Genomic DNA, 25,465 nt, shown 5'->3' on the forward strand with positions numbered 1-25,465 from the left:
GCGGACTCGGACCGGACGTTGTCCGAAACATGACAGAGGCGTGCGCGGGACGACCGGAACCGGCCGGGGTCTCCGGGGGCGTTCCGGCGCACCCGACGGGGGGCGCGTGCCCCGGAACGTCGCGCGCGGGGGCCGGAAAACCCAGGTGGCCTTGTCAGCGATCGCTGTTAGCCTCCAGCCGCCCGTGCGCTGCGGCACGGGCTCACCAGGGAGGGGACCCATGAACGGAGCACGGACCAGGGCGAGTCGGAGGGTACTGCTCCGCCTCGCCGCGGCAGGGGCGGCCACGGCCGTGGTGCTGGGTACGGCTGGAACCGCCCATGCCGCCGAGAACCTGCCGCCGAGCCGGCCACTCGTCCAGGACCTGCTGACGGACACGTCGGCGTGCGGGGCGGGCGACCTGCGGACGTACGTGGGCGGGGCACCGACCCTGCGCGCCACCTTGTACGACCCGGCCGAGGACGACCAGGAAGCCGAGGGCAATTGGGTCGGGGGCGAATTCGAGCTCCGGTGGACCGACGCGGACGGTGTGGAGCAGCGCCGTTCGCGGTCGGTGCCCGCGACGCTGTCGGGACACGCCGGCCAGTGGGCCACTCCGGCCGACGTACCCGCGGACACGGTGGTGTCCTGGCACGTGCGGGCCGACGACGGCACCGCCGTCTCCGCCTGGAGCTCGGAGGACGGCGGATCTGCCTGTGAATTCGTGATCGACGACGAGATCCCGGCCGCCCCGGCCGTCGGCTCGCCGGACTATCCGACGACCGGCTGGAGCGACGGCGTGGGGGTGTACGGCGAGTTCACCGTGGACTCCGCGTCGGACGACGTCGTGGGATACAGCTACTCCTTCAAGGGCGGCACTCCGGTGACCGTCCGCCCCGAGGTGCCGGGCGGTCCCGTGACCGTCCGCCACCTGCCTCTGAAGGCGGGACCGGAGACCCTGAGCGTGCGGGCGGTCGACCGGGCGGGCTGGTCCAGCCCGACGACGACGTACGACTTCGCGGTCGCCGAGGGCCGTGGTCCGGTCGCCGCCTGGGCCCTGGCCGACCCCGCCGGCGCCGGCACCGCAGTCCCGCAGACCGGTCCGGCGGCGCGCGCCGGCGCGGGCGTGACGTTCGGCGCCGCCGCACCGGCAGGGCGCCCGAACGCCACCGCGGCCGCGTTCGACGGCGGACCGGGGGCGTTCCTCACCCCGGACACCCCCGTCGCCGACCCGGACAGAACCTTCGCCGTGAGCGCCTGGGCACGTCCCGGCCGGACGGACCGGACCATGACCGTCGCGAGCCAGGGCGGCTCCGCCGGACTCGTCCTCGGCCAGCTGAAGCAGGACGGCGTCGCGGTCTGGTCGTTCACGGTCGGCGGCGCGCGGGTCTTCGGCGGGACCCCCGAGACCGGCAAATGGGCGCACCTGGTCGGTCTCTACGACGCCACCACCGGCCGGGCACGGCTCTACGTCGACGGACACGAGGTCGGCACTCCCGTCGATGCGGTGCCCGCCGGCGGTGCGGGCGACTTCCAGATCGGCCGGATACGGCAGGGCGCCCTTTCCGGGGCGCCCTGGAGCGGCGGCCTGAGCGAGATCCACGTGTACGACCGGGTCGTGGTCGCCCCGGAGGCCGCCGCGCTCGCCCGCCGCGAGCCGACCCTGCTCGGAAGCTGGTCGCTGGACACCGCGGCGGACGGCGTCAGCCCCGACCGGACCGGCAGGGCGCCCTTCACCCTCGCACCGGGCGCCACCCTGTACACGGGGAGCGACGGCTCCTGCGACCCGTGGCTCGACCCGGAGTGCCCCTACGTGCCCGAACCGCTCACCGGCGCCGGGCATCTCCAACTGGACGGCGTCACCGGCCACGCGACGACCCGGGAGGCGGTCGTGGACACCGCCGACAGCTTCACCCTGGGCGTCACCGTGCGCCTGACCGGCACCCCGGACCGGCCCATGACCGTCCTTTCCCAGCGCGGGGCCCACGGGGACGCCTTCAAGGTGAGGTACGACCCCGCCTCGCACGCCTGGCAGTTGGTGATGGCCGGGAACGGCGCCACGGGCACCCCGGAGACCGTGGTCTCCCACGTCGTCGCGGACGCCGGCCGGTCCCACCGGCTGGCTGTGGTCCACGACGACGCGAGCGACCTGATCACCCTCCACGTGGACGGGAACACCGCCGCCTCCGCCCCGTTGCGGAACGGGTCCGCCAGTACGGGCGCCCTGCAGATCGGCCGCGGGACGGTCGGGGGCGGGTGGGGCGAGCAGCTGCGCGGCGACGTGGACGAGGTCCGGGCCTACGCCGGTGTCCTGTCGGACCAGCAGATCGCCGTGCTGGGAAGGAGCAGCGACACCTGACGGACGGGACCGGGCGGTCCTCGGTCCGGGAAGGGCGCCGTCGCGCACTCCCGGACCGCGGGCCGCCCGGCCGGGGGCCGGAGCCTGCCGGCCGTTACTTCAGCTCCTCCGGGCAGGGCGTGCCCGGCTGGAGCTGGTAGGGAGCGGCGAGGCGGTAGACGCCGGGGGCCGGGGCGAGGAGTTCGGTCCACTCGTCGCCGTCCGGGTCCTCCTCGACCTTCATCAGACAGCCGTAGGTGTTGGTGAAGGACTTCGGGGCGTCGCCGTCCTGCTCGGCGCGCTTCTTCGACTCCTCGGTCTCCTGGGGCCGCTCCAGGCTCTTGCCCTCCTCGTCGACCAGGGCGAGCCAGCGGGAGTACGGGATCCGGATCAGGACCCGGCCCGACTGCCGCACCCGGATGGTCAGCTCGTCCGCGCCCGCCTTCTCGACGGTCGCCGGCGGATCGGCCAGCGGCACCGGGTCGGCGACCCGGTAGAGCTTCCAGTTGGCGTCGGCCCAGATCTGTTCGAGGTACGGCTGCCCCTGCTCGACCAGGGCCGCCTCCTGGGCGGCGCCGGTGTCCGGCTCGCCCTTCGGCAGCACCACGTAGTGCACGGCCCAGCGGTCCAGCCACTCGCGGTAGTTGGCGCCGTTCAGGGTGTCGTCGTAGAAGAGCGGGTTCCGCTTCATGTCGGCCTGGCGGTTCCAGCCGCGCGCGAGGTTGACGTACGGCGCCAGGGCGGACGCCTCGCGGTGGCTGCTGGCGGGCACCACTTCGACCCGGCCGCGTTCGGCGCCGACGACCTGGAGCTGGTTGACGAGCGGGGCGAGCTCGCGGGCCCAGGAGGCGGTGGGGGCGGTGCGGACGATGTCGTCCACGCTCTTGAAGCCGATCCAGAAGTTCAGCGCGGCGAAGGCCAGCACCAGCGCGTACCAGCGGCGGGTGCGCGGGGCGGTGTAGGGCAGCGCGGCGAGCAGCGTGACCCCGGCGAAGAGCATCGCCATCCGGGTCACGTTGGACCCGATCTGCGAGTCGACGAAGTACGTCAGGACCGTGCCCGCGGCGTAGACGGCCGCCGCGGTGCGGACGGTCTTCCAGTCGGCCGGGACGAGGACGAAGACCAGCACGGAGAAGGCGAACGGCAGCGACACCGTGCCGAGCGACATGGGCTGCGTCCCGGAGAACGGGAACAGCCACGAGGACAGCCCGACCACGGCGACCGGGGCGAGCCCGATCGCGTACGCGCCGGGGCGCCGCTTGTTCAGGAACAGCGCGGCGGCGACCACGCCGAGGAAGAGTCCGGCGACGGGGCTGGCGGCGGTGGCGAGGCCGGCCAGCGGCGCGGCGACGGCCGCCTTCGCCCACCGCTTGTAGCGCCAGCGGTACGGCCAGCAGAAGACGGCCGCGACCGCCCCGACCGCGAACATCATGCCGAGGCCGAAGGTCACCCGCCCCGACAGCGCGTTGCAGAGGAAGGCGAACACACCCGCGAGCGCGCACGCCATCGGATTGCGCACGGCCCGCACCCGGACCAGGATCATCGCCGTCAGCCCCGCCGAGACGGTGCCGGCCAGCATCATCGTGGTGCGCACGCCGATCAGCGACATCAGGTACGGAGAGACCACGCTGTACGACACGGGGTGCATCCCGCCGTACCAGGCGAGGTTGTACGCGGTGCCGGGGTGGCGGCCGACGAACTCCGCCCAGGCGTCCTGGGCCGCGATGTCGCCGCCGCTGTTCGCGAAGAAGAAGAACCACAGCACGTGGGTGACGGCGGCGACCAGCGTGGCCACCGTGACCGGGTGCCGGAGCAGGCGCCGCAGGACCGATTCGCCCGGTGCGGGAGAAGGCTTCGCGGGAGTGGTGGCGGGGTCGCCCGCGGTCCGGGGGCGGGGCAGCGGCACCCGCACCGGCCCGCCCCCGGCGGGTCCGCCGCTGTCCGCCTCACGGCCGGGTCTCGGCTCCGCGGTGGTCACTACGGCACTCCCCGTCGTCGGCCGGCCCCGTCAGCGTTTCGGCCGGTACTGCTTCAGGACGCGTTCCGGCGTCCCGCGGTTGTCCGGTCGCCGTGTCGGTCCGTGGCCCGGCCTCCGGGGACGCTAACACGTCACACATGTACGCAAGAGGGACGGGGCACCCCGTTCCGGGTGCCCCGTCCCCCTCAGCGCGTACCCGTCAGCCGAGCCGCTTCAGCTTCGCCCCGAAGCCCGGCTCGCCCAGGTCGTCGGCCAGCGCGACCGCCACCTGCACCTGGCTGGCGCCCTCACCGACCGTCAGCGTGCCGACGTGGGTCCCGGCCGCCGCCTCGTGCGGGACGGTCCTGCCGTCGTCGGTGATCTCCAGCCTGACCGTGAGGCCGCCCCAGCCGACCGCCTTCACGTCCTTGGTGGCGACGACCTCGGTGGTGGACCCCAGCCCGTCGTCGACCACGCCGACGACCTGGCCCTTCTTGACGATGGTGGCGCCCTTGAGCTCGTCCTGGGTGGCCAGCATGACGTCCTTGGAGACCCGGTTGACCTCGTCGATGATCGACTGGCTGTCGTACTGACCGAGGATCGCGCCGACGATCAGCTGGTCCGTCCCGTCGACCATCTTGTGGGCGGCGAAGAGCAGGTTGCCGCCCGCCTTGGTGGTCGAGCCGGTTTTGATGCCCAGCGCGCCGTCATACGGCACCAGACGGTTGTAGTTGGTCCACACCTTGCCCGAGGGGTCGGTCCAGGACGGCAGCTTGGTGATGTCCATCAGCGCGGGGATCTCGACCAGCTTCTCCCCCAGCTTCACCAGGTCCTCCGCGGTGCTCACCGTCGTGGCGTTGAGCCCTGAGGGGTCGGTGTACGTGGTGTTCTTCATGCCGAGTTCCTCGGCGGTGGTGTTCATCTTCTCGACGAACGCCTTCTCCGAGCCCGCGTCCCAGCGCGCGAGGAGCCGCGCGATGTTATTGGCCGACGGGATCATGATCGCGGAGAGCGCGTCCTTCTGGGAGAGCTTGTCGCCCTCCTCGACGGTGTCCAGCGTGGACTCGCCCTCGGAGTTCAGCTTCCCGTCGGACTCGCCCTTCGCGTCGACCGGGATCGACGCACCGTCCTCGCCTCGCTTGAGCGGGTGGTCCTTGAGGACGATGTAGGCGGTCATGGCCTTGGCCACGCTCGCGATCGGCACCGGCTTCTGCTCACCGAACCCGCCCACCTTGCCGAGCCCGGTGGCCGCCATGTAGCCCTGGCCCTGGCTCGGCCACGGCAGCTCCGGCGTGCTGCCGTCGAAGCGGTACGAGGACTGCGCGGTCAGCCGGAGTTCCGGATCGGGCAGCGGACGGAATGTCTGTACGAGTGCAAAGACGATCAGCAGGAGCAGGACCAGCGGGGTCCAGATCTTGACCCGGCGCACGGCGGTGCGGACCGGGGTCTCCGGCGGCGGCGGGGTGTTGGTCAGCTCGGCCAGCAGGTCGAGCGGGGGCTTGGGCGGCAGCGGCTGCTGCCGGGTCCGCTCGGCCTCGGCGGGCGGCGTCGGGGCGCCGCTCGCGGCCGGCCGGTCCAGCGAGGGGGTGACCGTGGGGCCGATGGCCGCGACCCCCTCCGGAGCGGCGCGGCGCGGCGGGCCCGCCGGGCGCACGTCGTCGGACCGCAGCGGCACGAAGGTGCTGGTCCGCTCGGAAGGGCTCTCGGGCGCGGCCGAACCGCCGGCCCCCGGGTCGCTGCGGGGCAGCTTCAGCGCGGTGGTCGGCTGGTCGATCCGCGGCGGGCGGACGGCCTTGAAGGCGGTGGTGGGCCGGTCCGGCCGGTCGGCGTCGTCCGGACCCGCCCCGGCCCGGTCGGCGTCGGCAAGATCGGCACGGTCGGCGTCGGCACGGTCGGCGTCGGGCGTGCCGGGGGCGGTGGTGGGCTCGGAGTCACCGCCGGTCGCGGTCGCGGCGACGGCCGCGCCGCCCGCGGCCCCCTTCGGGGCCTTGGCGCCCCGACCGACCGCGGCGAAGACGGCGGTCGGCGGATCGACGGACGCGTCGTCCTCGCCGGGGGCGCCGTCCTCGCCGGAGGCGTTGTGCTCGTCGGGTGCGTCGGAACCGTCCGGACCGCCCGAGTCGCGCGCCCCATCGTCCGCCGGTGCGGTCTCCTCGCGTGTGCGGGGGACCTTGGCGGGGTTGGGGGTGGCGGCGGGCTGCTCGCCGGCCGGTGCGTCGGCGTCGGCCGTGGCAGCGGCGTCCTCGCCGGCCTGTTCGTCGTCGGCAGGGGCACCGCCCGCAGGCGCGTCGTCCGCAGGTGCGTCGTCCGCCTGCGCGTCACCGGCCGGCTTGTCGTCGGCGGTGGCCACCCAGGCGGCGACGGCGGCGCGCAACCGGCCGTCGTTGCCCGAGCCGGTGCCGTCGCCGTCACCCGCATCGGCTCCGGCCGGCTTCCCACCGTCCGTGGCCGGGGAACCCGCCCCGGCGGCCTCCTCCGGGGCGGCGGACCGCGCCGGGGCTCCGGAGGCCTCCGCCGGGGTCTCCCCGGCCCGCGTGCCCTCCGGGCCCCCGGCAGCGGCCTCGGACGGCTCTCCGGCGGTCGCGGGCGCCTCGGCGGCGTCCGAGGCCCCCTCGGAGGCCGCACCACGGCCCACGGAAGCCCCGGACGCCTCCCCGTCGCTCGCGTCGCCCTCGGACGTCGCCAGGGGCGCGCGGAAGACGGCGGTGGCGGTGTCGGCGCCCGAACCGGCGGCCGGGCCGCCGGCCTCCCCGCTGCCGGGAGTCTCCGGTGCCTCCGTCCCGGCGGGGGTTTCCGGAGCACCGGACGCGGCGGACGCATCAGACGCTTCCGCGGCATCGACCGCGGCGGACGCGTCGGATGCATCGGGCGCGTCGGATCCCTCGGACGCGTCCGGCCGGCCGGCCGTCCCGGCGGCGGCCGTCTCCGTGGCGTTCGCGTCGCTCTCCGGCCCCTCGTCGCCGTCCGTGCCGGAAGCCTCGTCCCGCGCGGTCTGCGGTCGGTCCGGTTCCCTGAACACGGCGAGCCTCGGGTCGCGTTCCTCCGGAGCCGTCCCCGACGACTTCCGCTGCTCCGACTTGCCGGGGGACTCGCCCGCCACCGATGCCTCCTTCCGCGCCGGGGCATCCCCCGACGCTCGCCGCGGGTCGTTCCCCGCTGTCCGAACCGTGTACCAGTGTCCTGTGTGAACCATGGGCCCGACTGCTAGACGAGAACGACATAGTTTCCGGTTCCCGTACAAAGCGGTCAGGCACTCTCGACAGACCATTGTGAGAGGGGTCACCCTGTCACTCATCCACGCGGGGAGGCATGGATGGGCAGGAGCCGCAGAACAATTCCGGAAGAGCTTCTGTTGCTCGCTCTGGACCCGGCCACGGGTACCACGGCGCAGCCACAGTCGCTCGACCTCGGCCTGGCCGGAGCACAGCTAGTGGAGCTGGCTCTGGCAGGACGGATAGCCCCTGACGGGGATCGTATCGCCGTGGTGATGCCACGGCCGACCGGAGATCCGACCTTGGACTCCGCACTGGAACTGCTGCGCAGACGTGGCAGTCCGGTACGGGCGGTCCACTGGATCGGCGGACCCCGACTGGGGCTCCGCCAGATGTATCTCGCTCATCTGGAGCGGTGCGGCATGGTGCATGCCGTGGCGGGCCAGATGTGCGGAGTGCTGCCGACGACTCGCTACCAGGCGACGGACACGGCGGTCAGCCGGGACATCAAGACCCGGCTGGACAGTGCGATCCGCACCGGCGTACCGCCGGACCCGCGGACCGCGGCGCTCGCCGCCCTGGCCCACGCGGTCGGACTCGGCAAGCACCTGTACCCGGGGAACGAAGGGCGTTCATCGCGCTCCCGCCTCCGGGACCTGATCAGACACGACCCCATGGGCGGTCTCGTGGCGCACGCCGTCATGGACGTCCAGAACGGCGCGGGAGCACAGCCGCGCCGGGGTCAGCAGTCGGCGGGAGTTCCGTTGCAGCCGCAAGCACGCGGCGGCATGGCGCACTCCGCCGCCGGCTGACCCGGCAGGTGTGCCGCACGGCCGCGAGGCCGTGCGGTGCGCCCACGCCCCGGAGCACGGCCGGTCGGTCCGGCCGCCCGCGGGCGCGCCGTACGGGAGACCGGGCGGCACCACCCGCACGGGATACCGCGCGGGCCCCTTCAGACCGCCGTGCCGAAGTCACCAGGACCCGGTTCGGGAGCCGCACCACACGCGGGGCAGCCGGACGTTCCGGCTGCCCCGCCTGCGTGCGTGTGGCCGTTTCCCAGCGCGCCGGTGCCCGCGGGTGGCAATCTGCTGAACAGTAGATACGCACAGCTACCCAGCCGGAGGTGCCGTTTCCGTGCCGTCGAACGTCAATCCCACCGTCAGGCGACGGCGGTTGGGCCAGGAATTGCGCCGCCTGCGCGAGCAGAAGAACATGACCGCCGAGGAGGTGGCCGACCGCCTGCTGGTCTCGCAGTCGAAGATCAGCCGCCTGGAGAACGGTCGCCGCTCCATCAGCCAGCGCGACGTACGCGATCTCTGCAACGTCTACGAGGTCGAGGACGAGCGGATCGTCGAGTCCCTCATGCAGATGGCCAAGGACTCGCGCCAGCAGGGCTGGTGGCACGCGTTCGGGGACATCCCGTACAGCGTCTACATCGGCCTGGAGACCGACGCGGAGTCGCTGCGGGGTTACGAGCCCCAGCTCATCCCCGGCCTGCTGCAGACCAGGGCCTACGCGGAGGCGCTGATCACGGGCGCCCTGCCGGAGGCGCCGCCCACGGACATCGAGAAGCGGGTGAACGTCCGGGCCCGGCGGCAGGACCGGATCAGCGACGCCGAACGGCCGCTGCGCCTGTGGGTGGTCATCGACGAGGCGGCGCTGCACCGGGTGGTGGGCGGCCGGCAGATCATGATCGAGCAGTTGGAGCACCTGGTCGAGCAGTCGAAGCTGCCGCACGTGACCGTGCAGGTGCTGCCGTTCGACATGGGGGCGCACCCCGGCGTGAACGGCCAGTACGCGATTCTGGAGTTCCCCGACGCGGCCGACTCCAGCGTGGTCTACATCGAGGGAGTGACGAGCGACCTCTACCTGGAGAAGGCGAACGACGTACAGCGCTACAGCGTCATGTACGAGCACCTCCGGGCGCAGGCCCTCAACGTGGAGCAGTCCCGGCAGTTCATCATCGACCACGCGAAGAAGTACACCGGCTGAGCGGGGCGGACGTCCCGGTTCTCCCACCGGAGACCGGGATATCCGCAACGCCCGCTTCACCGGAATTGCGATCGCTTTGCGCGGAGGCGGCGGCACAATACACCGCGGCCGCGTCACCGCGTAACCCTTGAAGGTCATTTGCCATCCGGTCGAGTGAACGGCCCCGACGTGCAGGTGAGTTGACGAGTAGCTTCGATCACGCCAGCCGGAACACAGGCTGGTGCGGGTCCAGTCGATCAACTCATCGAACCGGAGTGAACATGGCTATTCTTCAGGGCGCTACGGACACGTGGACGAAGTCGTCGTACTCCGGCGGCAACGGCGCGTGCGTCGAGGTCAAGTCCCCCGTGGCCCAGTCCATCGCGGTACGCGACTCGAAGGCCCCCGAGGGTCCCTCGATCGCCTTCGTCCCCGGCGCGTGGAACGCCTTCGTGCGCGACGTCGCGGAGACCGCGCTCGCGCTCTGACGCCCGATGTCCGCAGGCCGCCACCGCGGCCCGAGGTAGCCCTCTCGACCGGCTCGCCGTCCTGGCCGAGAGGGTTCGGCAGTGCCGCCGCGCACGCGCGGACCGCCGGACGTCCGCCGGGGCCGGCGCCCCAGGGAGCCGCCCCGGCTCACCCCTTTCCAGGCCGCACGGGACCCGCATCCCGGGCGGCCTTCTCGTTTCCGCGTCCGGGCGGGACGCGGTCGCGCGCCGGTGGACGGATCCACCGGCGCTCCACCGCGACACCGCCCGTCATGACGCTGTCCGTCGTGGTGCCGCGCGCCACGACGCGGCTCACCGTTCTTCTCTGCACAGCCTGACGAAGTGCCCGCCCATCGTGTGGGCGCGGTCACGTTCACGACAACGCCCCACAAGGTCAAGAACAAGTAAAATCGTTCGCCGTACTGACCTGTGTTCACATCCATGACCGATTCAACCTTGACCGCCCCGGCGTGAAGGCGGTTCAATCCCCCAAGTCCCCTCTCCCGCACGGGGATACCGCTGAACGGCCGTACTGACGAAGCGCGTTCCCGTTCACAAGGCGGACCCCTGGAGGGGGCACATGAACAGTCTCGACTGGACCGTGCTCATCGGATACTTCGGTGTGATGGTCGCGATCGGACTCTGGTCGCACAAGCGCGTGGACAACGTCAGCGACTTCTTCACGGCCGGCGGCAAGATGCCGTGGTGGCTGTCGGGCATCTCGCACCACATGTCCGGTTACAGCGCGGTGATGTTCACCGGCTACGCGGGCATCGCCTACACCTACGGGGTCACGTCCTTCGTCACGTGGTCCCTGCCGATCGCCATCGGCATCTTCATCGGCGCCAAGCTCTTCGCGCCCCGGCTCAACCGGCTGCGCTCCCGGCTGCACGTCGCCTCGCCGCTGGAATACCTGAAGAACCGCTACAACCTGCAGACCCAGCAGGCCCTCGCCTGGTCCGGGCTGCTGCTGAAGATCGTGGACGTGGGCGCCAAGTGGGCCGCCATCGCCACCCTGCTCTCCGTCTTCACCGGGCTCTCGCTCACCCAGGGCATCATCATCACCGGCGTCATCACGGGCATCTACTGCACGGTCGGCGGGCTGTGGGCCGACGCGCTCACCGAACTCGGTCAGTTCATCATCCAGCTCTTCGCCGGCATCGCGATGCTGATCGCCGTGATGGGCAAACTGGACGGCTTCTCCACCCTGTGGACGGTCTGGGACAAGCTGCCCGAGGGCCACGCGGACCCGACCGCCGGCCCGTACACGGTGACCTTCCTGCTGGCGTTCCTCTTCATCAAGACGTTCGAGTACAACGGCGGCATGTGGAACCAGGCCCAGCGGTACATGGCGACCGACTCCGCACGCTCCGCGACCCGGTCGGCCCGCCTCTCGGCGATCCTGTGGTTCGTCTGGCCGCTGGTGCTGTTCTTCCCGATGTGGTGCGCGCCGCTGCTGGTGAAGGCGCAGAAGCCGGACGCCTCCGACAGCTACGCGCTGATGACCGAGCAGCTGCTGCCGCACGGTCTGCTGGGCCTGGTCATCGTCGGGTTCTTCTCGCACACGATGGCCATGTGCTCCTCCGACGCCAACGCCATCGCCGCCGTCTTCACCCGGGACATCGCTCCCACCCTGTCGAAGGCGGCCCGCGGCTGGAACGAGCGCGCCGGACTGCTCGCGGCCCGCTGGACCACGATCACCTTCCTGGCGCTCTCCATGGCCATCGCCACCCAGGTCAACTCCCCCACCTTCAAGGACATCATCACCGTCGTCATCAAGTGGGTGGCGGGACTGATGGGCCCGATCGCCATCCCGTTCATGCTCGGCATGCTGCGCACGTTCCGGAAGTCCGGACCCACCGCGGCACTCGTCAGCTGGGCCGCGGGCCTGCTGGCCTTCTGGCTGGTCAACTACCCGATCAACTGGGCCGTGGAGGGCGGGGTCCCGCTCCAGTACCAGGTGTCGGTGCCGCTCGCCGTCTCGTTGGTGCTCTACGTCCTGATCGGCTTCGTGAAGCCCGAGGCCACGCCGGAACGCGACGCGGTGCTCTCCCGCATCAACGACGGGGACGACGACGACCGCGCAGCGATGGCGGCGGCAGCGGTGCCCGCCCAGTCGGGCCCGGTGGACGGCGCGCCCGCCGACCGGGCGGGCAAGGACTGACGGCCGGCGTACGGACTCCGCGCGTACGTACGGGGCGGGCGGGACGCGGTGGACGGGATCTCGACTCTCGGCGCACCGCGCCCCGCCCGCCCTTCGTCGCACCCGCGGGGCCGGGGGCGGTGGGACGGCGCTTCAGTTCCGGGAACGGCAGGGGTTGTTTCAGCTCCGGGGGTAGCGGGCGAGCCAGCCGGGCGACGCGGCGGTCGGGTTGTGCAGGGCGGGGCCCTGTGTCATCTCCATGGCGAAGTCGTCGGCGAGCTCCAAAAGGGTGGCCCGCCCCTCCAGTTCGGCCAGCCAGGCGGGCGGCAGCGCCGTCTCGCCGTGCAGAGCGCCCAGCAGGGCTCCGCACAGGGCGGCGGCCGGCGAGGAGGGCCCGCCGTGGTTCACCGCCAGCCGGAGCCCGTGGCGTACGTCCTCTCCGACCAGCGCGCAGTACAGACCGACGGCCAGCACCTCTTCGGCCCGGTCGGACGTCCCGAGCGCCTCGATCAGCGCCGGCCCCGGTATGCCCTGCCGCACGGAGCCCAGTGCCTGGCGCATGGCCTCGGACACCGGCTCGTGCCCCGGCCGCCCGTCGAGCAGCCCGAGCGCCCGCTGCACCGCGCCGTCCAGGGTCTCCCGCCGGGCCAGCCCGTGCACGACCACCGCGAAGGCCCCGGCCGCCAGTTGGGCGCTCGCGTGCCCGTGGGTCTGGGCGGCGCACTCCACCGCGAGTTGCAGCACCAGTTCCGGCTCCCACCCCACCAGCAGACCGAACGGCGCGGACCGGGTCAGCGCGGCGGAGTCCCGGGCGGCGGGGTTCTTGGGCCGGTCGAGGGTGCCCATGACCGTGTCCCCCAAGCCGCCGAGACACTCGCGGGCCGGTGCACGGCGCGCGTACAGCCACTCCTCGCGAGCGAGCCAGCCGTCGCCCTCCCGGCGCTCGTCGGGCCCCCAGTCGTGCTGGGTGGCGGCCCAGCGCAGATGGGCCCGGTGCACGTCGGTCGGCGGGTGCCAGGCGCCCGTGTCCCGGCGGACCTGGGCGCGTATCAGGCCGTCCACGGTGAAGAGGGTGAGCTGGGTGATCGCGGTGACCGCGCCCCGTCTGCCGTACGCCGGAAGGAAGTCCGTCACCCCGTCGACGCCGTGCGCGGCACGTATCTCCTCCAGGCCCAGCGGCGTGACCGCCGCCCCGAGGGCGTCGCCCATCGCCCCGCCGAGCAGGGCGCCGCGTACCCGGCTCCGGAAGTCCTGTTGCTCCGCGCGACCCCAGACAGCCGTGGTCCCTGCGCTCACCCGACACCTCCCCCTACCGCCGGTACGGCTCCCGAAGCACTGTAATGGAACGGGAACGACGGGTTCAGGGTCGGATCGTTATGTAGCGGAGTGGCTCTGAGATCACTTTTGAACGACATTCACCGGGATTTCCGGTGGGCGGGACGCGGTCGGCCGGAGTGCTCCGCGGGCGGGATGCGCGCGGCCGGAGGGTTGTGGATGCGCGGCGGGAGCCACCGGCGGTAATCACCGCGCCACGTCGCCGGCCCGCTCCCGGCACTCCGCGACCCGCAGCACGTCCCGCAGCGACTCGGTGGTCCGGGTCAGCGCGAAGCGCAGCGCGGTCTCCCCCGCACCCGCGTCGGCGAGCACCGCACGGGCGCCGGAGAGCACCGCCTCGCCGCACTCGACCAACTCCGCCTCCACCTCGTCCGCGAGCCGTGACAGACGGCCGCCGGGGTGGTCGGTGGACAGGTAGCACGGCTTGCCCTCGGGGGAGGTCCAGGGCAGCAGGCGGAGGGAGATGTCGCTCACGGGGGTGCCTCTCGGTCGTACGGATCAGATATCCGGCCGGCGACCTCCATCGGGTGACGGTCACCGTTCGTACTCCGATGATCACTGCCCGGCCCTACGCTCGGAAGAGGCGCGCGATTGCCTGCCGGAGGGACAACGAAAGGGAGCCCGGAATGACCGAACTCGCCGACGAGGACGACGAGTCGGCCCGTGCCGCCCTCGGCCGGACCCTCCGCTGGCTGCGCGAGCGCGCCGGGAAGTCGTTGAGCCAGGTCGCCGAGGAGACCCGCTACGACAAGAGCTACCTCTCCCGGATGGAGACCGGGAAGCGGCTGTCCAAGCTGGCGGTGATGGAGGACCTGGACCGCTACTACGACTGCGGCAAGCTGCTCTGCGGCCTGTGGCGGGTGGCCCGCAAGGAGGTCTTCAAGGACCGCTACAAGGAGTTCATGCGGCTGGAGCAAACGGCGCGCATCATGCACGTCTTCACGCTCGGCATTCCTGGCCTGCTCCAGACGGAAGAGGTGGCGCGGGCGCTGTTGTCGGGGGACCAGGAAACGGAAGCAGAAGCGGACCAGGTGGAGGAGCAGGTCATAGCCCGATCGGGCCGCCAGCAGCTCCTGCACCGCACTCCTGCGCCGTCTGCCCGCTTCATCATCGATGAGTACGCGCTGTGCCGACCCGTACGCGACGGCACTTCCTGGCAGGAGCAGTTGGGGCACCTACTAGACGTGGCCGAGCTGCCGATGGTGACCCTGCAAATCCTGCCCTTCGCCGCAGGAGCCCACCACCTGATGGACGGATCACTCACGTTGCTGTGGCAGGACGACGGAAGCGCGGTTGCCTACACCGAAGGCAACCACTGCGCCGAGCTGAAGGAGGACGTGGACGACGTCACCCGCGCCCGGCTGTCCTACGATCGGCTTCGAGACCTGGCCCTGCCCCCGGCCGACTCCGCCGCGTTCGTCCGGGGCGTCCTGAAGGAGCACAGAGAATGAACCGTACGACGGATCTGTCCACCGTCACTTGGCGTAAGTCCACCTACAGCGACGGCGGCGCGAACAACTGCGTCGAGGTCGCGGACGGACACCCCGGCATCGTCCCCGTACGCGACAGCAAAACCCCCACCGGCCCCGTCCTCATCCTCGGCACACCCGCCTGGACCGCGTTCATCGACACCGTACGGGGGAACGGCTGATGACCCCTACGGCCCTGCTTGCCACCTCTTGGCGCAAGTCCACCTACAGCGACGGCGGTGACAACAACTGCCTCGAAGTCGCCGACGGGCACCCCGGCATCGTCCCCGTACGCGACAGCAAAACCCCCACCGGCCCCGTCCTCATCCTCGGCACACCCGCCTGGACCGCGTTCATCGACACCGTACGGGCCTGAGTGGGAAGTCCGTAGGGCCGCGCGGCTCGGTGGTGCGGCCGTGCGGCTCTCAGGCCGGATCGGCCGCCTCCGGGCCCGCGTGCCGCGCACGGACCTCGGTCTCCAGTTCCCGCAGGCGGGCCGGCTCGTGGTGCGCCGTGCGCCGGTGGCCCAGGTCGAGGGCCATGCTGATGCGGCCGTGCAGATAGTCGAGGTCGGCACGCGCATAGGCGTCAAGCGCTGCGCACCGGCGGAGGCTGCGGGCGATCACGTCGGTGAACAGCCGGACCGTGAACCGCCATTCCGTGCGCGCGCTCGTCAGCCCGGACCAGCAGTCGGAACACCGCCCGGCGCGGCTGCCGATGACAGCGTCGGGTAGTCCGTGTAGCCCACCTCGCCGCCCACGTACATCAGGTACGCGTCCCTGACCTGGTTCACCGGGGCGCCGGTGCGCAGGCGGGCGGTGAGGTCGGGGTTGGCGAGGAACGGGCGGCCGAGAGCGATCAGGTCGGCGCCGGCGGCGAGGAGGCGTTCGGCCCGGTGCCGGCCGCCGTCGGCCGGGATGCGGTCGGGCGGCAGCACCGGGTTGGCGATCAGGGTGGTCGGCCAGAGCGCCCGGAGCTTCTGGAAGAGGGGCGCGTCCGGGTCGGCGTGGACGACGTGCAGGTAGACCGGCCGGATCTCCGCCAGTGCCGTCACCAGGGCGGGCTGGACCTCCGCCGCGTCGACCGGGTCGATGCCGTTGTAGGTGGCGGTGGGCGAGACCCGGACGCCGACGCGTTCCGGGCCGATCGCCTCGGCCACCGCACCGGTCACCTCGACCGCGAAGCGGACGCGACCGGCGACGGACCCCCCGTAGCCGTCGGTACGGCGGTTGGTGCCGGCCGAGAGGAACTGGTGGAGCAGATGCCCGTTGGCGGCGTGCACCTCGACGCCCTCGAAGCCGGCGTCGAGCGCGAGGCGGGCGGCCCGTGCGAAGTCGGCGACGGTGGTGCGGATGTCCTCGGCGGTCATCTCGCGCGGCACCACGGACGGTGTGCGGCCGGCGGGTGTGTGGATGGTCTCCGGCAGCGCGATCGGCGAGGGTGCGACGGGCCTCAGACCACTGGTGTCAGGGTGCCCGACCCGGCCGCCGTGCTGGAGCTGGAGGTACATCCGGCCGCCCGCCGCCCGCACCGCGTCCGTCACGGTCCGCCAGCCGGCGACATGGGCGGGGGTGTGGATCGCGGTGATGTTCGGGTACGTCTGCCCCACGGCGTTCGGCGTGGACGCCTCGGCGACGATCAGGCCCGCCGTGGCGCGCTGGGCGTAGTAGGTCGCCATCATCGCAGTGGGCACCCCGTCGGCGGTCGCCCGGTTGCGGGTCAGCGGTGCCATCACCAGCCGGTTGGGCAGGTGCAGCGGGCCGAGGGCGGCGGGGTCGAAGAGGCCGGGGCGTTCCGGTGTGTCCGTCATGCGGCGACGGTAAAATCTGACACCGGTGTCAGCTTCAAGTCCCTTGAGGGGTGGGCCGGATGCGTATCGGCGAACTGGCCAGACGCACGGGCGTGAGCGAGCGGTCGCTGCGCTACTACGAGGAGCAGGGCCTGCTCACCGCCGGACGCACCCCCGGCGGACAGCGGGACTATCCCGCGGGGGCGGTGGACCGGGTGATCCGCATCCAGGAGTTCTTCGCCGCCGGGTTGCACAGCCCGAGGATCGCCCGACTGCTGCCCTGTGTACGGGATGTGGACGGCGGGCCGTCCGCGGTCGCCACCCCGCGACTGGTCGAGGACCTCACTGCCGAACGGGCACGCATCGACCGGATGATCGACGAGCTGCGGCGGTCCCGCGAGGTGCTGGACGAGGTGATCGTCACGGCGTCCGAGGAAGTTCCTGGGGCCGGAGGCCCAGACGGTCCGCGACCCGGCCCGGAGCGCGTGGGCAAGGCCACGTCCGGCCCGGATCGCCCCGGCGGGACCCCGCCCGGCCCGGTCTGACCTCTCCGGTTCCGGGCACGGGCCCCGGCCGGGCCCGCTCGGCTCCGGGCGCGGACCCCGCCGTGCCGGGTCAGCTCCAGGTCGGCATGTGCTCGGCCGGGTACCGGTCGCCGTAGCCGCCGTGCGGAAGGATCTCCGCGACGCGGGCGAGGTCCTCGGGGGTGAGGGTGAGGGCGGCCGCGCCGGCGTTCTCCTCCAGGCGGGCGGCGCTGCGGGTGCCGGGGATGGGGACGATGTCGTCGCCCCGGGCCAGCAGCCAGGCCAGCGCGAGCTGGGCCACCGTCGCGCCCTTCGTGGCGGCGAGCTCTCCCAGCAGGCGGGTGGCCTCCTGGTTCTTCTCGAAGTTGCCGGGCTGGTACCGCTGGTCCCACTGGCGCATGTCGCCGTCGGGGTACTCCGCGCCCGGCTTGGCCTGTCCGGTGAGGAAGCCGCGGCCCAGCGGGGAGTACGGCACGAAGCCGATGCCCAGTTCGCGCAGGACCGGGAAGAGATCCTCGACGTCGCGTTCGAAGAGCGAGTACTCCGTCTGCAGGACGGACACGGGCTGGACCGCGTGGGCCGCGCGGATGGTGCGCTCGCCCGCTTCGCTCAGGCCGAAGTACCGGACCTTGCCCGCGTCGATGAGTTCCCCGACGGTGCCCGCGACCTCCTCGATCGGCACGTCCGGGTCGACGCGGTGCTGGTAGAGCACCTCGACGTGGTCCGTGCCGAGGTGGCGCAGGCTGTTGTCGAGGACCTCGCGGATGTGGTCCGGGCGGCTGTCGAGGCCGCTCGCACGGGTGCCGGTGAAGTCGAAGCCGAACTTGGTGGCGATGACCACGTCGTCGCGGAACGGGGCGAGCGCCCGGCCCACCACGCGCTCGTTGGCGCCCTGGCCGTACAGCTCCGCGGTGTCGAAGAAGGTGACGCCCAGCTCGTACGCCCGGCGGAGGGTGCCGATCCCCTCCTGCTCGTCGGACGGGCCGTAGGCGAGGCTGATGCCCATCGCGCCGTAGCCGAGCGCGGAGACCGTCAGCCCCTGCCCGCCGAGGTGTCGCTGCTGCATGAGTGTGCCCTTTCCGGGCCGGCGGGCGGCGTCGGGAGCGTGTACGCGGGAGACCTGCCGGACCTGATGTAAGAGTACGCTTACATCGCCCTAGAATGTAAGTGCACTCTCACATCGGGGCGCGGGAGGCGGGCGAGGAGGGAGAATCACCCCCGTGAGCGACTCGACGACCGCGCGACGCGGCTACCACCACGGCGACCTCCGCGCCCGGCTCGTCCACGAGGGGCTGGAACTGCTGGCCGAAGCGGGCGTCTCCGGATTCTCGGTCGCCAAGGTCGCCGCACGGGCCCACGTCTCCTCGGCCGCCCCCTACCGGCACTTCCCGGACCGGGAGAGCCTGCTCGCCGCCTGCGCCACCGTGGTCGTGGGCCGGCTGGCGGACCGGATGGCCGAGGCGGCGGACGCGGCGGGCGACGACCCGGTGGAGCGTCTCGCCGCGACCGCCGGCGCCTACGCCCGGTACGTGGCGGAGGGCCGGGTCGGCATGGAGCTGCTGTTCGCCCCCGGATTCCACGAGCCCCGCTTCCGCGACCTGCACGAGGGGACCCGCAAGTTCTTCGACACCCTGCTGCCGCTGGTGGTGGCCGCGTCGGGGTCCGACGAATTCGCCGGCGCCATGGATCTGCTCGAAGCGCACGTCTCCCTCGCCCACGGGTACGCGACCGTGCTCATCCAGGGCAGCTACCCGACGGCCGGACGACGGCCCGAGGACCTGACCGCACCGGCCACGGAGGCCGCCCGCAACCTCATCACCGGCGAACGGCTGCGCCACGCGGCACCCCCTGCCGCCCTCTGAGTCGGCGTGCTCCGACGGGGGTCGGCCGCCGCGAGGTGCCGGACGAGGCGATCGTCACGACGTCCGACGAGACCTCCGCGGGGGACCGAGGGACCGCAGGCCCTGCCGCGAGCGGGCGGTGGCGGGGGACCCGGCCGCGTGCTCGCCGGGACGGCGGGTCAGACCACGGCGAGCCGGTCCACCAGCAGCGCCGTCCTGCGCTCGGCGTCCTCCGGAGGCAGCCTTCCCGCCCGGGTCAGGGTCGCGAGGCCGTGCAGGGCACCCCAGAACGTCTCGGTGAACAGCCCCGGGTGGACGCCGTCCCCGGCAACCTCGCCGAGGCTCTCCAGCAGCGCGGCGAAGGCGTCCTTCAGCGGCTCCGGGGTGTCCTCCCGTGCGTACGCCAGGCCGCCGTCGAGCCGGAACAAGGCGTCGTAGACCGCCGGATTGTGTGCGGCGAAGTCGAGATAGGCGCGGGCGAGCGCGGTGACCCGCTCGCGCGGGCCGTCCGCGGCGGAGGTCGCGGCACGCACCGCCGCGGCCAGCTCGGCGGCGCCCTCCAGGGCGACGGCGCCGATGATCTCCCTTTTACCGCGGAAGTGGCTGTAGAGGACGGGCTGGCTGTACTCGATGCGCTCGGCGAGCCGGCGGGTGGTGACCGCGTCCCAGCCCTGTTGCTCGGCGAGTTCGCGGGCCGTCGCCACGATCAGGCGCTCACGTTCCGCCCGTTCGCGCCGCTTGCGTTCCTGTACCGACATGATTCGCATCCTAGCACCGCTAGACAACAGAGCTGTGACAGACCTAGCCTTGCATCAACAGCTAGCAACGCTAGATCGATCTCCCTGGAGGGGTCATCATGCTCCACGCGCTCGAGGTGTTCACCACCGTGATCGTCGGCCTGATGGTGGGGGTGGAGTTCTCCGTCGCCTTCGTCATGAACCGGATCTTCCACGCCCTTCCCGAGGACAGCGACCAGCTCGCCCGCTCCCACGGGGGCCGGATGCTCGGCACCCTGATGCCGTTCTGGTACATCGGCTCACTCGTCCTCAGCGCGGTCTGGGCGATCGCCGGATGGAATCGTCCCGGCACCGGCCTCGTCGTCGTCGCCGCCGCGCTCCTGATCGTGAGCGTGGTCATGTCGCTCCTGCTGCTCGTCCCGATCAACAACCGGGGCAAGACGTGGACGCCCGAGAACCGGCCCGCGGACTGGAAGGAGCAGATGAACCGGTGGGACCGCTACCACTACGTCCGCGTGGCCGTCATCGTCGCCGCCTTCACCCTCCTGGTCACCGCACTCGTCTGAGGCCGGTCCGGTTCGGACCGGAGGCCGTCCCGCGGCGCGGGGGCCGGGCCCGGCCCCCGCGCCGCTCGCACTCCGGCCGGCACACGGTCCGGCCGCCGTCCCCCGACGGCCGGACCCGCTCCATTCCGTCGCCTCCCGGAGACAGGCCCCGCCGTCAGCTCGGCAGCACCGGCAGCAGCTCCGGGAGGTGGCCGTCGGAGGCGGTCGCCGCCGCGACCCGCTCCTCGGGGACCTCGCCGTACAGCGTCGTACGCGGCTTCGCCGGGCGGCCGGCCAGCTCCGCGATGGCGATCAGGTCCTGGATGGAGCGGTAGGAACCGTAACTGGAGCCCGCCATGCGGGAGATGGTCTCCTCCATGAGGGTCCCGCCGAGGTCGTTGGCGCCCGAGCGCAGCATCTCGGCGGCGCCCTCGGTGCCGAGCTTCACCCAGCTCGTCTGGATGTTGGTGATGTGCGGGTGCAGCAGCAGCCGGGCCATCGCGGTGACGGCGCGGTTGTCCCGATCGGTGGGGCCGGGGCGGGCGATGCCCGCGAGGTAGACCGGCGCGTTGGTGTGGATGAACGGCAGCGTCACGAACTCCGTGAACCCGCCGGTCTCCTGCTGGAGCCGGGCCAGCGTGCGCAGGTGGCCGAGCCAGTGGCGGGGCTGGTCGACGTGGCCGTACATCATCGTGGACGAGGAGCGCAGGCCCACCTCGTGGGCGGTCTTCACCACCTCCAGCCAGGTGGCGGTCGGCAGCTTGCCCTTGGTGAGGACCCAGCGGACCTCGTCGTCGAGGATCTCCGCCGCCGTGCCGGGGATCGAGCCGAGACCGGCCTCCTTCGCCGCCAGCAGCCACTCGCGGATCGACAGGCCCGTGCGGGTCGCGCCGTTGACGACCTCCATCGGCGAGAAGGCGTGCACGTGCATGTCCGGCACACGCTCCTTCACCGCGCGGGCGATGTCGAAGTACGCGGTCCCCGGCAGGTCCGGGTGGATGCCGCCCTGCATGCAGACCTCCACCGCGCCGACGTCCCACGCCTGCGCCGCCCGGTCCGCGACCTGGTCGAGCGAGAGGGTGTACGCGTCGGCGTCGGTGCGGCGCTGCGCGAAGGCGCAGAACCGGCAGCCGGTGTAGCAGACGTTGGTGAAGTTGATGTTCCTGGTGACGATGTAGGTGACCTCGTCGCCGACCACGTCCCGGCGCAGGGCGTCCGCGATCCGGCACAGCTCGTCCAGCGCGGGCCCGTCCGCGTGCAGCAGGGTGAGCGCCTGGTCGTCGGTGAGCCGGGTGGGGTCGTCGGCGGCCTGGCTCAGCGCCTCGCGCACGTCGCCGTCGATGCGGGACGGGACCATGCCGGGGGCCGCCGCCTCGCGGAGCGCCTCCCAGTCCCCGTACACCTCGTCGAAGTCGTCCCGGCAGTCGCCCGTGCGGCCCTCGGTGTCGATGGTGACGTGCAGGTCGGTGCGTCCGCTCGCGCCGAACTCCTCGTCGGGCTCCTGCCAGGGCAGGCCGACCGGGACCGCGCCCTCCTTGGCGAGACCCGTCTCCGGGTCGGCGAGGGCCCGGACGTGCGGAAGGACCCGCGGGTCGATCCACGGCTCGCCGCGCTTGATGAACTCCGGGTAGATGGTGAGGCGTTCGCGCAGCTCGAAGCCGGACTCCGCGGTCTTCGCGGCCAGTTCCTCGATGTGCGGCCAGGGGCGCTCGGGGTTCACATGGTCGGGGGTGAGCGGCGAGACGCCGCCCCAGTCGTCGATGCCGGCGCCGATGAGCAGCGCGTACTCGGAGTCGACCAGGTTCGGCGGGGCCTGGATGCGGGCGGACGGGCCGAGGATGTGCCGGGCCACCGCGACGGCCGCGGCCAGTTCCTCCAGCTCCGCGTCCGGCATCCCGCGCATCGCGGTGTCCGGCTTGGCGCGGAAGTTCTGCACGATGACTTCCTGCAGGCCGTGGTAGGCGCGGGCGGTCTTGCGCAGCTCGAACAGGGAGTCGGCGCGCTCCTCGTAGTCCTCGCCGATGCCGATCAGGATGCCGGTGGTGAAGGGGACGTTGGAACGGCCCGCGTCCTCCAGCACCCGCAGCCGGACGGCCGGTTCCTTGTCGGGGGAGCCGTGGTGCGGGCCGCCCTTCTCCGACCAGAGGCGGGTGGCTGTGGTCTCCAGCATCATGCCCATGGACGGGGCGACCGGCTTGAGGCGCTGGAGGTCGGTCCAGCTCAGCACGCCCGGATTGAGGTGCGGCAGCAGGCCGGTCTCCTCCAGGACCCGGATCGCCATGGCCCGGACGTACGCGAGGGTGTCGTCGTACCCCTCGGCCTCCAGCCACTCGCGCGCCTCGGGCCAGCGGTCCTCGGGGCGGTCGCCCAGCGTGAACAGCGCTTCCTTGCAGCCCATCGCCGCGCCGTCGCGGGCGATCTTCAGCACCTCGTCGGGCGAGAGGAACATCCCGTGGCCCTCGCGGCGCAGCTTGCCGGGGACGGTGACGAAGGTGCAGTAGTGGCACGTGTCCCGGCAGAGCCGGGTGAGCGGGACGAAGACCTTGCGGGAGTACGTGATCACGCCCGGCCGGCCCGCCGCCTCCAGGCCGGCGTCGCGCACCCGGGCCGCCGAAGCGGCGAGGTCCGTCAGATCGTCGCCGCGCGCCCGGAGGAGGACCGCGGCCTCCGTCACGTCGAGGGCGACACCGTCCCGGGCCCGCCGCAGGGCGCGCCGCATGGCATTGGTGGTAGGGCGTCCGCTCTGAGCATCGGTCATGTTCCGAGCATACGAGCGCCCTCGGACGGCCGGTCCGGAGGCAGGGAAGGTGAGGGGGAGATCTGTGACACCCCCGGTGACCGGCGGCGAATGAGAGCCGCCGCGTCGTGCCCGCCCCGTAGGGTCGGGACGGTGATGGAAACGATCGTGTTCGACATCGGCGAGACCCTGCTGCGCGACGACCGTTACTGGACGTCGTGGGCCGGCTGGCTCGGCGTCCCCCCGCACACCGTGAGCGCCCTGGTGGGCGCGGCGGTCGTGCAGGGCGGGGACGACGGGGACGCGTTGCGTCTGCTGCGCCCGGAGATGGAAGTCGCCGAAGCGGTCCGCGCGAGGGAGAGCGCCGGGCGCGGCGAGCACGTCGGCGAACGCGACCTCTATCCCGACGTGCGGCCCGCGCTGGCCGAACTGCGCGCGCTGGGAGTGCGGGTGATCGTGGCGGGCAACCGCACCGCGCGGGCGGGCGAGCAGTTGCGGGCGCTGGACCTGCCGGCCGACCTGGTGGCGACCTCGCAGGAGTGGGGCGTCGCCAAGCCCGATCCCGCGTTCTTCGCCCGGGTCCTGGAGGCGTCCGGCGCCGACCCCCAGGACACTCTCTACGTGGGCGACCACCCGGCGGACGACCTGTTCCCCGCGAAGGCGGCGGGACTGCGCACCGCCCATCTGCGGCGCGGCCCCTACGGCTACTGGTGGGCCGACCACCCGGACGTGGTGGAGAACGCCGACTGGCGGATCGACGCGTTGACGGACCTGGCCGCGCTGACCGGCCGGACCAGGACCACCGACGTGCCCCCGCCGGGCCGGGCGCTGCGCGCGGTGCGCTGAGAGCCGTGCGCTGAGAGCCGTGCGCTGATAGCCGTGCGCTGATAGCCGTGCGCCGAGGGGGATGCGCCGAGGGCGTGCCGGGGCCCGCTGTGGCGCCCGCCCCGCCTCACCGGGCGCCCGCCCCGCCCCTCACCCCTCCCTCCGCCGCGAGAAGGCCGCGCACGCCACCGCGACCAGGGCGCACGCGGCGGAGACCAGCCAGACCGCCGTGTAGCCGCCGTCGCCGGGCTCGTCGGCGCCGGCGGAGGTGAACGCGCCGAGCAGGGAGGCGAAGACGCCGCCCGCGACGGCTCCGCCGAGCGTCTTCACGTTGTTGTAGAGGGCCGCCGAGATACCGGTGCGGGTCGGGTCGGACGCCTCCACGATCACCGTGGGCATCGCGCCCAGCGCCAGCCCGATGCCGAGGCCGAGGAAGGTGGATCCGGCCGCCATCTGCCACAACGCGCCGTGCGCGAGGGCGAACTGGAGGAAGGTGAGCGCCACCAGGCCGAAGGCGGTCATCAGGGTCGCCCGGTAGCCGATCCGCCGCGCCACCGCCGCCGTGGCCAGCGAGCCGACGACGCTGCCTACGGCGCCGGGCAGCGAGGCGAGGGAGATGGCCAGGGCGCTGAGACCGAAGCCGTAGCCGGTGGCCTCCGGGTCGGCCGCGTAGAAGGTGGCGTTGGGCGTCTGGCTGCCGAAGTAGAAGACGCCGAACAGGAACGCCGCCAGGTAGAAGGGCGCGGTGGTGCGCGCCGCCAGCGCCCGTACGTCCACCAGGGGTTCGGCGCTCCGCAGCTCGACCACCGTCCAGCAGGCGAGCAGCGCGAGGCCGAGCAGCAGCGGGCCGAGCACCCGCGCCGAGCCCCACGAGCCGTCCGCGGCGCCGGACACCCCGCCCAGCAGGGCGATCATGGCGGTGCTCAGCAGCGCCACCCCCGCCCAGTCGACCCGCCCGGCGGCCCTGCTGCGTGATTCCGGTACCGCCACGAAGGAGATCGGGACGCACACCGCCGCGAGCAGCGCGGGCACCAGCAGCGTCAGCCGCAGGGAGCCGGAGGCGGAGTCGACCAGCCCCATGACGAGGCCGCCCGCCAGTGCCCCGACGGTCAGCGCGCCGACGAGCCGGGCGATGGCCCGGCGGGCGTCGGCCACCGGCAGCCGGTCGCGCACCAGGGCGATCTCCAGTGGCAGCAGCGCGGCGATCGGCCCCTGGAGGACCCGACCGGCGAGCAGCACCCCGTAGTCCGGCGCGAGGGCGACGACCAGGGTGCCGGCGGCGATCATCGCGAGGGCGATCCGCAGCAGCCTGCGGTGGCCGTAGAGGTCGCCGAGCCGGCCGAACAGCGGGACGCAGACGGCGGCGGCCAGCAACTGCACGGAGACGACCCAGTTCAGCGCGGCGGAGCCGATGCCCAGGTGGTCGGCGAGGTCCGGCAGCAGCGGGGCCAGCCCGACCTGGAGGAAGCCGCTGGTCACCTCGAAGAAGACAAGCAGTCCGACGACGGCGGTGACGGACGCGGCAGGCGTCTTCGGCCCGGCGGTGTCCGGCGGCGGGGTGGCGGTGGCGGTCAC

The 25,465-nt window shown here is 72.6% G+C and carries 22 protein-coding genes; 12 read left to right on the top strand and 10 right to left on the bottom strand.

Annotated elements, in window-relative coordinates; genetic code table 11:
* Positions 1-220 precede the first annotated feature (220 nt).
* Positions 221-2,338: a LamG domain-containing protein gene (locus tag Q0994_RS22700; protein WP_299537844.1), complete on the top strand. Its 2,118-nt coding sequence runs from the start codon at positions 221-223 to the stop codon at positions 2,336-2,338.
* Positions 2,339-2,432: 94 nt separating this feature from the next.
* Here the strand turns inward: Q0994_RS22700 and Q0994_RS22705 are convergent, their stop codons facing one another.
* Positions 2,433-4,295, bottom strand: a complete 1,863-nt coding sequence (locus Q0994_RS22705) for an MFS transporter (protein WP_299537845.1) — start codon at positions 4,293-4,295, stop codon at positions 2,433-2,435.
* A gap of 199 nt (positions 4,296-4,494) precedes the next feature.
* Positions 4,495-7,374, bottom strand: coding sequence for a D-alanyl-D-alanine carboxypeptidase family protein (locus Q0994_RS22710; RefSeq protein ID WP_299537847.1), 2,880 nt, complete (start codon positions 7,372-7,374; stop codon positions 4,495-4,497).
* A 213-nt stretch (positions 7,375-7,587) separates the two neighbouring features.
* On the opposite strand from Q0994_RS22710, the gene Q0994_RS22715 reads away from it, so the two are divergent.
* The 4 genes from Q0994_RS22715 to Q0994_RS22730 all read left to right on the top strand — a co-directional run bounded on the left by Q0994_RS22715 (position 7,588) and on the right by Q0994_RS22730 (position 12,109).
* Positions 7,588-8,298 (top strand): GPP34 family phosphoprotein, encoded by a 711-nt coding sequence (locus Q0994_RS22715; RefSeq protein WP_299537849.1) that lies wholly within the window; start codon positions 7,588-7,590, stop codon positions 8,296-8,298.
* A gap of 322 nt (positions 8,299-8,620) precedes the next feature.
* Positions 8,621-9,478, top strand: a complete 858-nt coding sequence (locus Q0994_RS22720) for a helix-turn-helix transcriptional regulator (protein ID WP_299537850.1) — start codon at positions 8,621-8,623, stop codon at positions 9,476-9,478.
* 260 nt (positions 9,479-9,738) lie between these two features.
* Positions 9,739-9,945: a DUF397 domain-containing protein gene (locus Q0994_RS22725; protein WP_299537851.1), complete on the top strand. Its 207-nt coding sequence runs from the start codon at positions 9,739-9,741 to the stop codon at positions 9,943-9,945.
* A 580-nt stretch (positions 9,946-10,525) separates the two neighbouring features.
* The gene (locus Q0994_RS22730; protein WP_299537852.1) at positions 10,526-12,109 is read left to right on the top strand and encodes a sodium:solute symporter family protein; all 1,584 of its coding nucleotides are present in this window, start codon (positions 10,526-10,528) and stop codon (positions 12,107-12,109) included.
* Positions 12,110-12,268: 159 nt separating this feature from the next.
* Here Q0994_RS22730 and Q0994_RS22735 read toward each other — a convergent pair whose 3' ends face one another.
* Together Q0994_RS22735 and Q0994_RS22740 are read right to left on the bottom strand one after the other, a co-directional pair.
* Positions 12,269-13,384, bottom strand: coding sequence for an ADP-ribosylglycohydrolase family protein (locus Q0994_RS22735; RefSeq protein ID WP_299537853.1), 1,116 nt, complete (start codon positions 13,382-13,384; stop codon positions 12,269-12,271).
* A gap of 225 nt (positions 13,385-13,609) precedes the next feature.
* A complete protein-coding gene (locus Q0994_RS22740) occupies positions 13,610-13,897 on the bottom strand; it encodes a hypothetical protein (protein ID WP_299537854.1) in 288 nt (95 codons plus the stop codon).
* A 152-nt stretch (positions 13,898-14,049) separates the two neighbouring features.
* On the opposite strand from Q0994_RS22740, the gene Q0994_RS22745 reads away from it, so the two are divergent.
* The 3 genes from Q0994_RS22745 to Q0994_RS22755 are packed head-to-tail and all read left to right on the top strand — an operon-like array spanning position 14,050 to position 15,268.
* Positions 14,050-14,874 carry a helix-turn-helix transcriptional regulator gene (locus tag Q0994_RS22745; RefSeq protein WP_299537856.1) on the top strand — a complete coding sequence of 275 codons (825 nt, stop codon included), beginning with the start codon at positions 14,050-14,052 and terminating at the stop codon, positions 14,872-14,874.
* Entirely contained in the window at positions 14,871-15,074 is a 204-nt protein-coding gene (locus Q0994_RS22750) for a DUF397 domain-containing protein (RefSeq protein WP_299537857.1), read from the top strand. The genes Q0994_RS22745 and Q0994_RS22750 overlap by 4 nt, the downstream gene beginning before the upstream one ends.
* Positions 15,074-15,268: a DUF397 domain-containing protein gene (locus tag Q0994_RS22755; protein WP_299537858.1), complete on the top strand. Its 195-nt coding sequence runs from the start codon at positions 15,074-15,076 to the stop codon at positions 15,266-15,268. The genes Q0994_RS22750 and Q0994_RS22755 overlap by 1 nt, the downstream gene beginning before the upstream one ends.
* A 49-nt stretch (positions 15,269-15,317) precedes the next feature.
* Here the strand turns inward: Q0994_RS22755 and Q0994_RS22760 are convergent, their stop codons facing one another.
* Both Q0994_RS22760 and Q0994_RS22765 read right to left on the bottom strand, forming a co-directional pair.
* A complete protein-coding gene (locus Q0994_RS22760; RefSeq protein WP_299537860.1) occupies positions 15,318-15,518 on the bottom strand; it encodes a hypothetical protein in 201 nt (66 codons plus the stop codon).
* Between the two features lie 47 nt (positions 15,519-15,565).
* A complete protein-coding gene (locus Q0994_RS22765; protein WP_299537861.1) occupies positions 15,566-16,702 on the bottom strand; it encodes an alkene reductase in 1,137 nt (378 codons plus the stop codon).
* Positions 16,703-16,761: 59 nt separating this feature from the next.
* Between Q0994_RS22765 and Q0994_RS22770 the strand changes: the two genes are divergently transcribed.
* The gene (locus Q0994_RS22770; protein ID WP_299537863.1) at positions 16,762-17,226 is read left to right on the top strand and encodes a MerR family transcriptional regulator; all 465 of its coding nucleotides are present in this window, start codon (positions 16,762-16,764) and stop codon (positions 17,224-17,226) included.
* 70 nt (positions 17,227-17,296) lie between these two features.
* On the opposite strand, the gene Q0994_RS22775 is transcribed toward Q0994_RS22770, so the two are convergent.
* Complete coding sequence (locus Q0994_RS22775; protein WP_299537864.1) at positions 17,297-18,271, bottom strand: aldo/keto reductase; 975 nt, start codon at positions 18,269-18,271, stop codon at positions 17,297-17,299.
* Positions 18,272-18,425: 154 nt separating this feature from the next.
* Between Q0994_RS22775 and Q0994_RS22780 the strand changes: the two genes are divergently transcribed.
* Positions 18,426-19,067: a TetR/AcrR family transcriptional regulator gene (locus Q0994_RS22780; RefSeq protein WP_299537866.1), complete on the top strand. Its 642-nt coding sequence runs from the start codon at positions 18,426-18,428 to the stop codon at positions 19,065-19,067.
* Between the two features lie 158 nt (positions 19,068-19,225).
* On the opposite strand, the gene Q0994_RS22785 is transcribed toward Q0994_RS22780, so the two are convergent.
* Complete coding sequence (locus tag Q0994_RS22785) at positions 19,226-19,804, bottom strand: TetR/AcrR family transcriptional regulator (RefSeq protein WP_299537867.1); 579 nt, start codon at positions 19,802-19,804, stop codon at positions 19,226-19,228.
* Between the two features lie 98 nt (positions 19,805-19,902).
* On the opposite strand from Q0994_RS22785, the gene Q0994_RS22790 reads away from it, so the two are divergent.
* Positions 19,903-20,349, top strand: coding sequence for a DUF1772 domain-containing protein (locus tag Q0994_RS22790; protein ID WP_299537868.1), 447 nt, complete (start codon positions 19,903-19,905; stop codon positions 20,347-20,349).
* Positions 20,350-20,503: 154 nt separating this feature from the next.
* Here the strand turns inward: Q0994_RS22790 and Q0994_RS22795 are convergent, their stop codons facing one another.
* Positions 20,504-23,086 carry a bifunctional FO biosynthesis protein CofGH gene (locus tag Q0994_RS22795; RefSeq protein ID WP_299537869.1) on the bottom strand — a complete coding sequence of 861 codons (2,583 nt, stop codon included), beginning with the start codon at positions 23,084-23,086 and terminating at the stop codon, positions 20,504-20,506.
* A gap of 135 nt (positions 23,087-23,221) precedes the next feature.
* Here Q0994_RS22795 and Q0994_RS22800 point away from each other — a divergent pair, with 135 nt between their 5' ends.
* Entirely contained in the window at positions 23,222-23,911 is a 690-nt protein-coding gene (locus Q0994_RS22800; RefSeq protein ID WP_299537870.1) for an HAD family hydrolase, read from the top strand.
* Between the two features lie 129 nt (positions 23,912-24,040).
* On the opposite strand, the gene Q0994_RS22805 is transcribed toward Q0994_RS22800, so the two are convergent.
* The gene (locus tag Q0994_RS22805; protein ID WP_299537871.1) at positions 24,041-25,465 is read right to left on the bottom strand and encodes an MFS transporter; all 1,425 of its coding nucleotides are present in this window, start codon (positions 25,463-25,465) and stop codon (positions 24,041-24,043) included.

Origin of the sequence: uncultured Streptomyces sp., assembly GCF_947488945.1 — a bacterium.
In the GTDB taxonomy this organism is placed as follows: Bacteria; Actinomycetota; Actinomycetes; order Streptomycetales; family Streptomycetaceae; genus Streptomyces.

Bases quoted from the DNA above. Each gene is read 5' to 3' on its own strand.
- Q0994_RS22700 (WP_299537844.1), top strand. From the start codon at position 221: ATGAACGGAGCACGGACCAGGGCGAGTCGGAGGGTACTGCTCCGCCTC.
- Q0994_RS22715 (WP_299537849.1), top strand. From the start codon at position 7,588: ATGGGCAGGAGCCGCAGAACAATTCCGGAAGAGCTTCTGTTGCTCGCT.
- Q0994_RS22725 (WP_299537851.1), top strand. From the start codon at position 9,739: ATGGCTATTCTTCAGGGCGCTACGGACACGTGGACGAAGTCGTCGTAC.
- Q0994_RS22730 (WP_299537852.1), top strand. From the start codon at position 10,526: ATGAACAGTCTCGACTGGACCGTGCTCATCGGATACTTCGGTGTGATG.
- Q0994_RS22745 (WP_299537856.1), top strand. From the start codon at position 14,050: ATGACCGAACTCGCCGACGAGGACGACGAGTCGGCCCGTGCCGCCCTC.
- Q0994_RS22750 (WP_299537857.1), top strand. From the start codon at position 14,871: ATGAACCGTACGACGGATCTGTCCACCGTCACTTGGCGTAAGTCCACC.
- Q0994_RS22755 (WP_299537858.1), top strand. From the start codon at position 15,074: ATGACCCCTACGGCCCTGCTTGCCACCTCTTGGCGCAAGTCCACCTAC.
- Q0994_RS22765 (WP_299537861.1), bottom strand. From the start codon at position 16,702: ATGACGGACACACCGGAACGCCCCGGCCTCTTCGACCCCGCCGCCCTC.
- Q0994_RS22770 (WP_299537863.1), top strand. From the start codon at position 16,762: ATGCGTATCGGCGAACTGGCCAGACGCACGGGCGTGAGCGAGCGGTCG.
- Q0994_RS22775 (WP_299537864.1), bottom strand. From the start codon at position 18,271: ATGCAGCAGCGACACCTCGGCGGGCAGGGGCTGACGGTCTCCGCGCTC.
- Q0994_RS22785 (WP_299537867.1), bottom strand. From the start codon at position 19,804: ATGTCGGTACAGGAACGCAAGCGGCGCGAACGGGCGGAACGTGAGCGC.
- Q0994_RS22790 (WP_299537868.1), top strand. From the start codon at position 19,903: ATGCTCCACGCGCTCGAGGTGTTCACCACCGTGATCGTCGGCCTGATG.
- Q0994_RS22795 (WP_299537869.1), bottom strand. From the start codon at position 23,086: ATGACCGATGCTCAGAGCGGACGCCCTACCACCAATGCCATGCGGCGC.
- Q0994_RS22800 (WP_299537870.1), top strand. From the start codon at position 23,222: ATGGAAACGATCGTGTTCGACATCGGCGAGACCCTGCTGCGCGACGAC.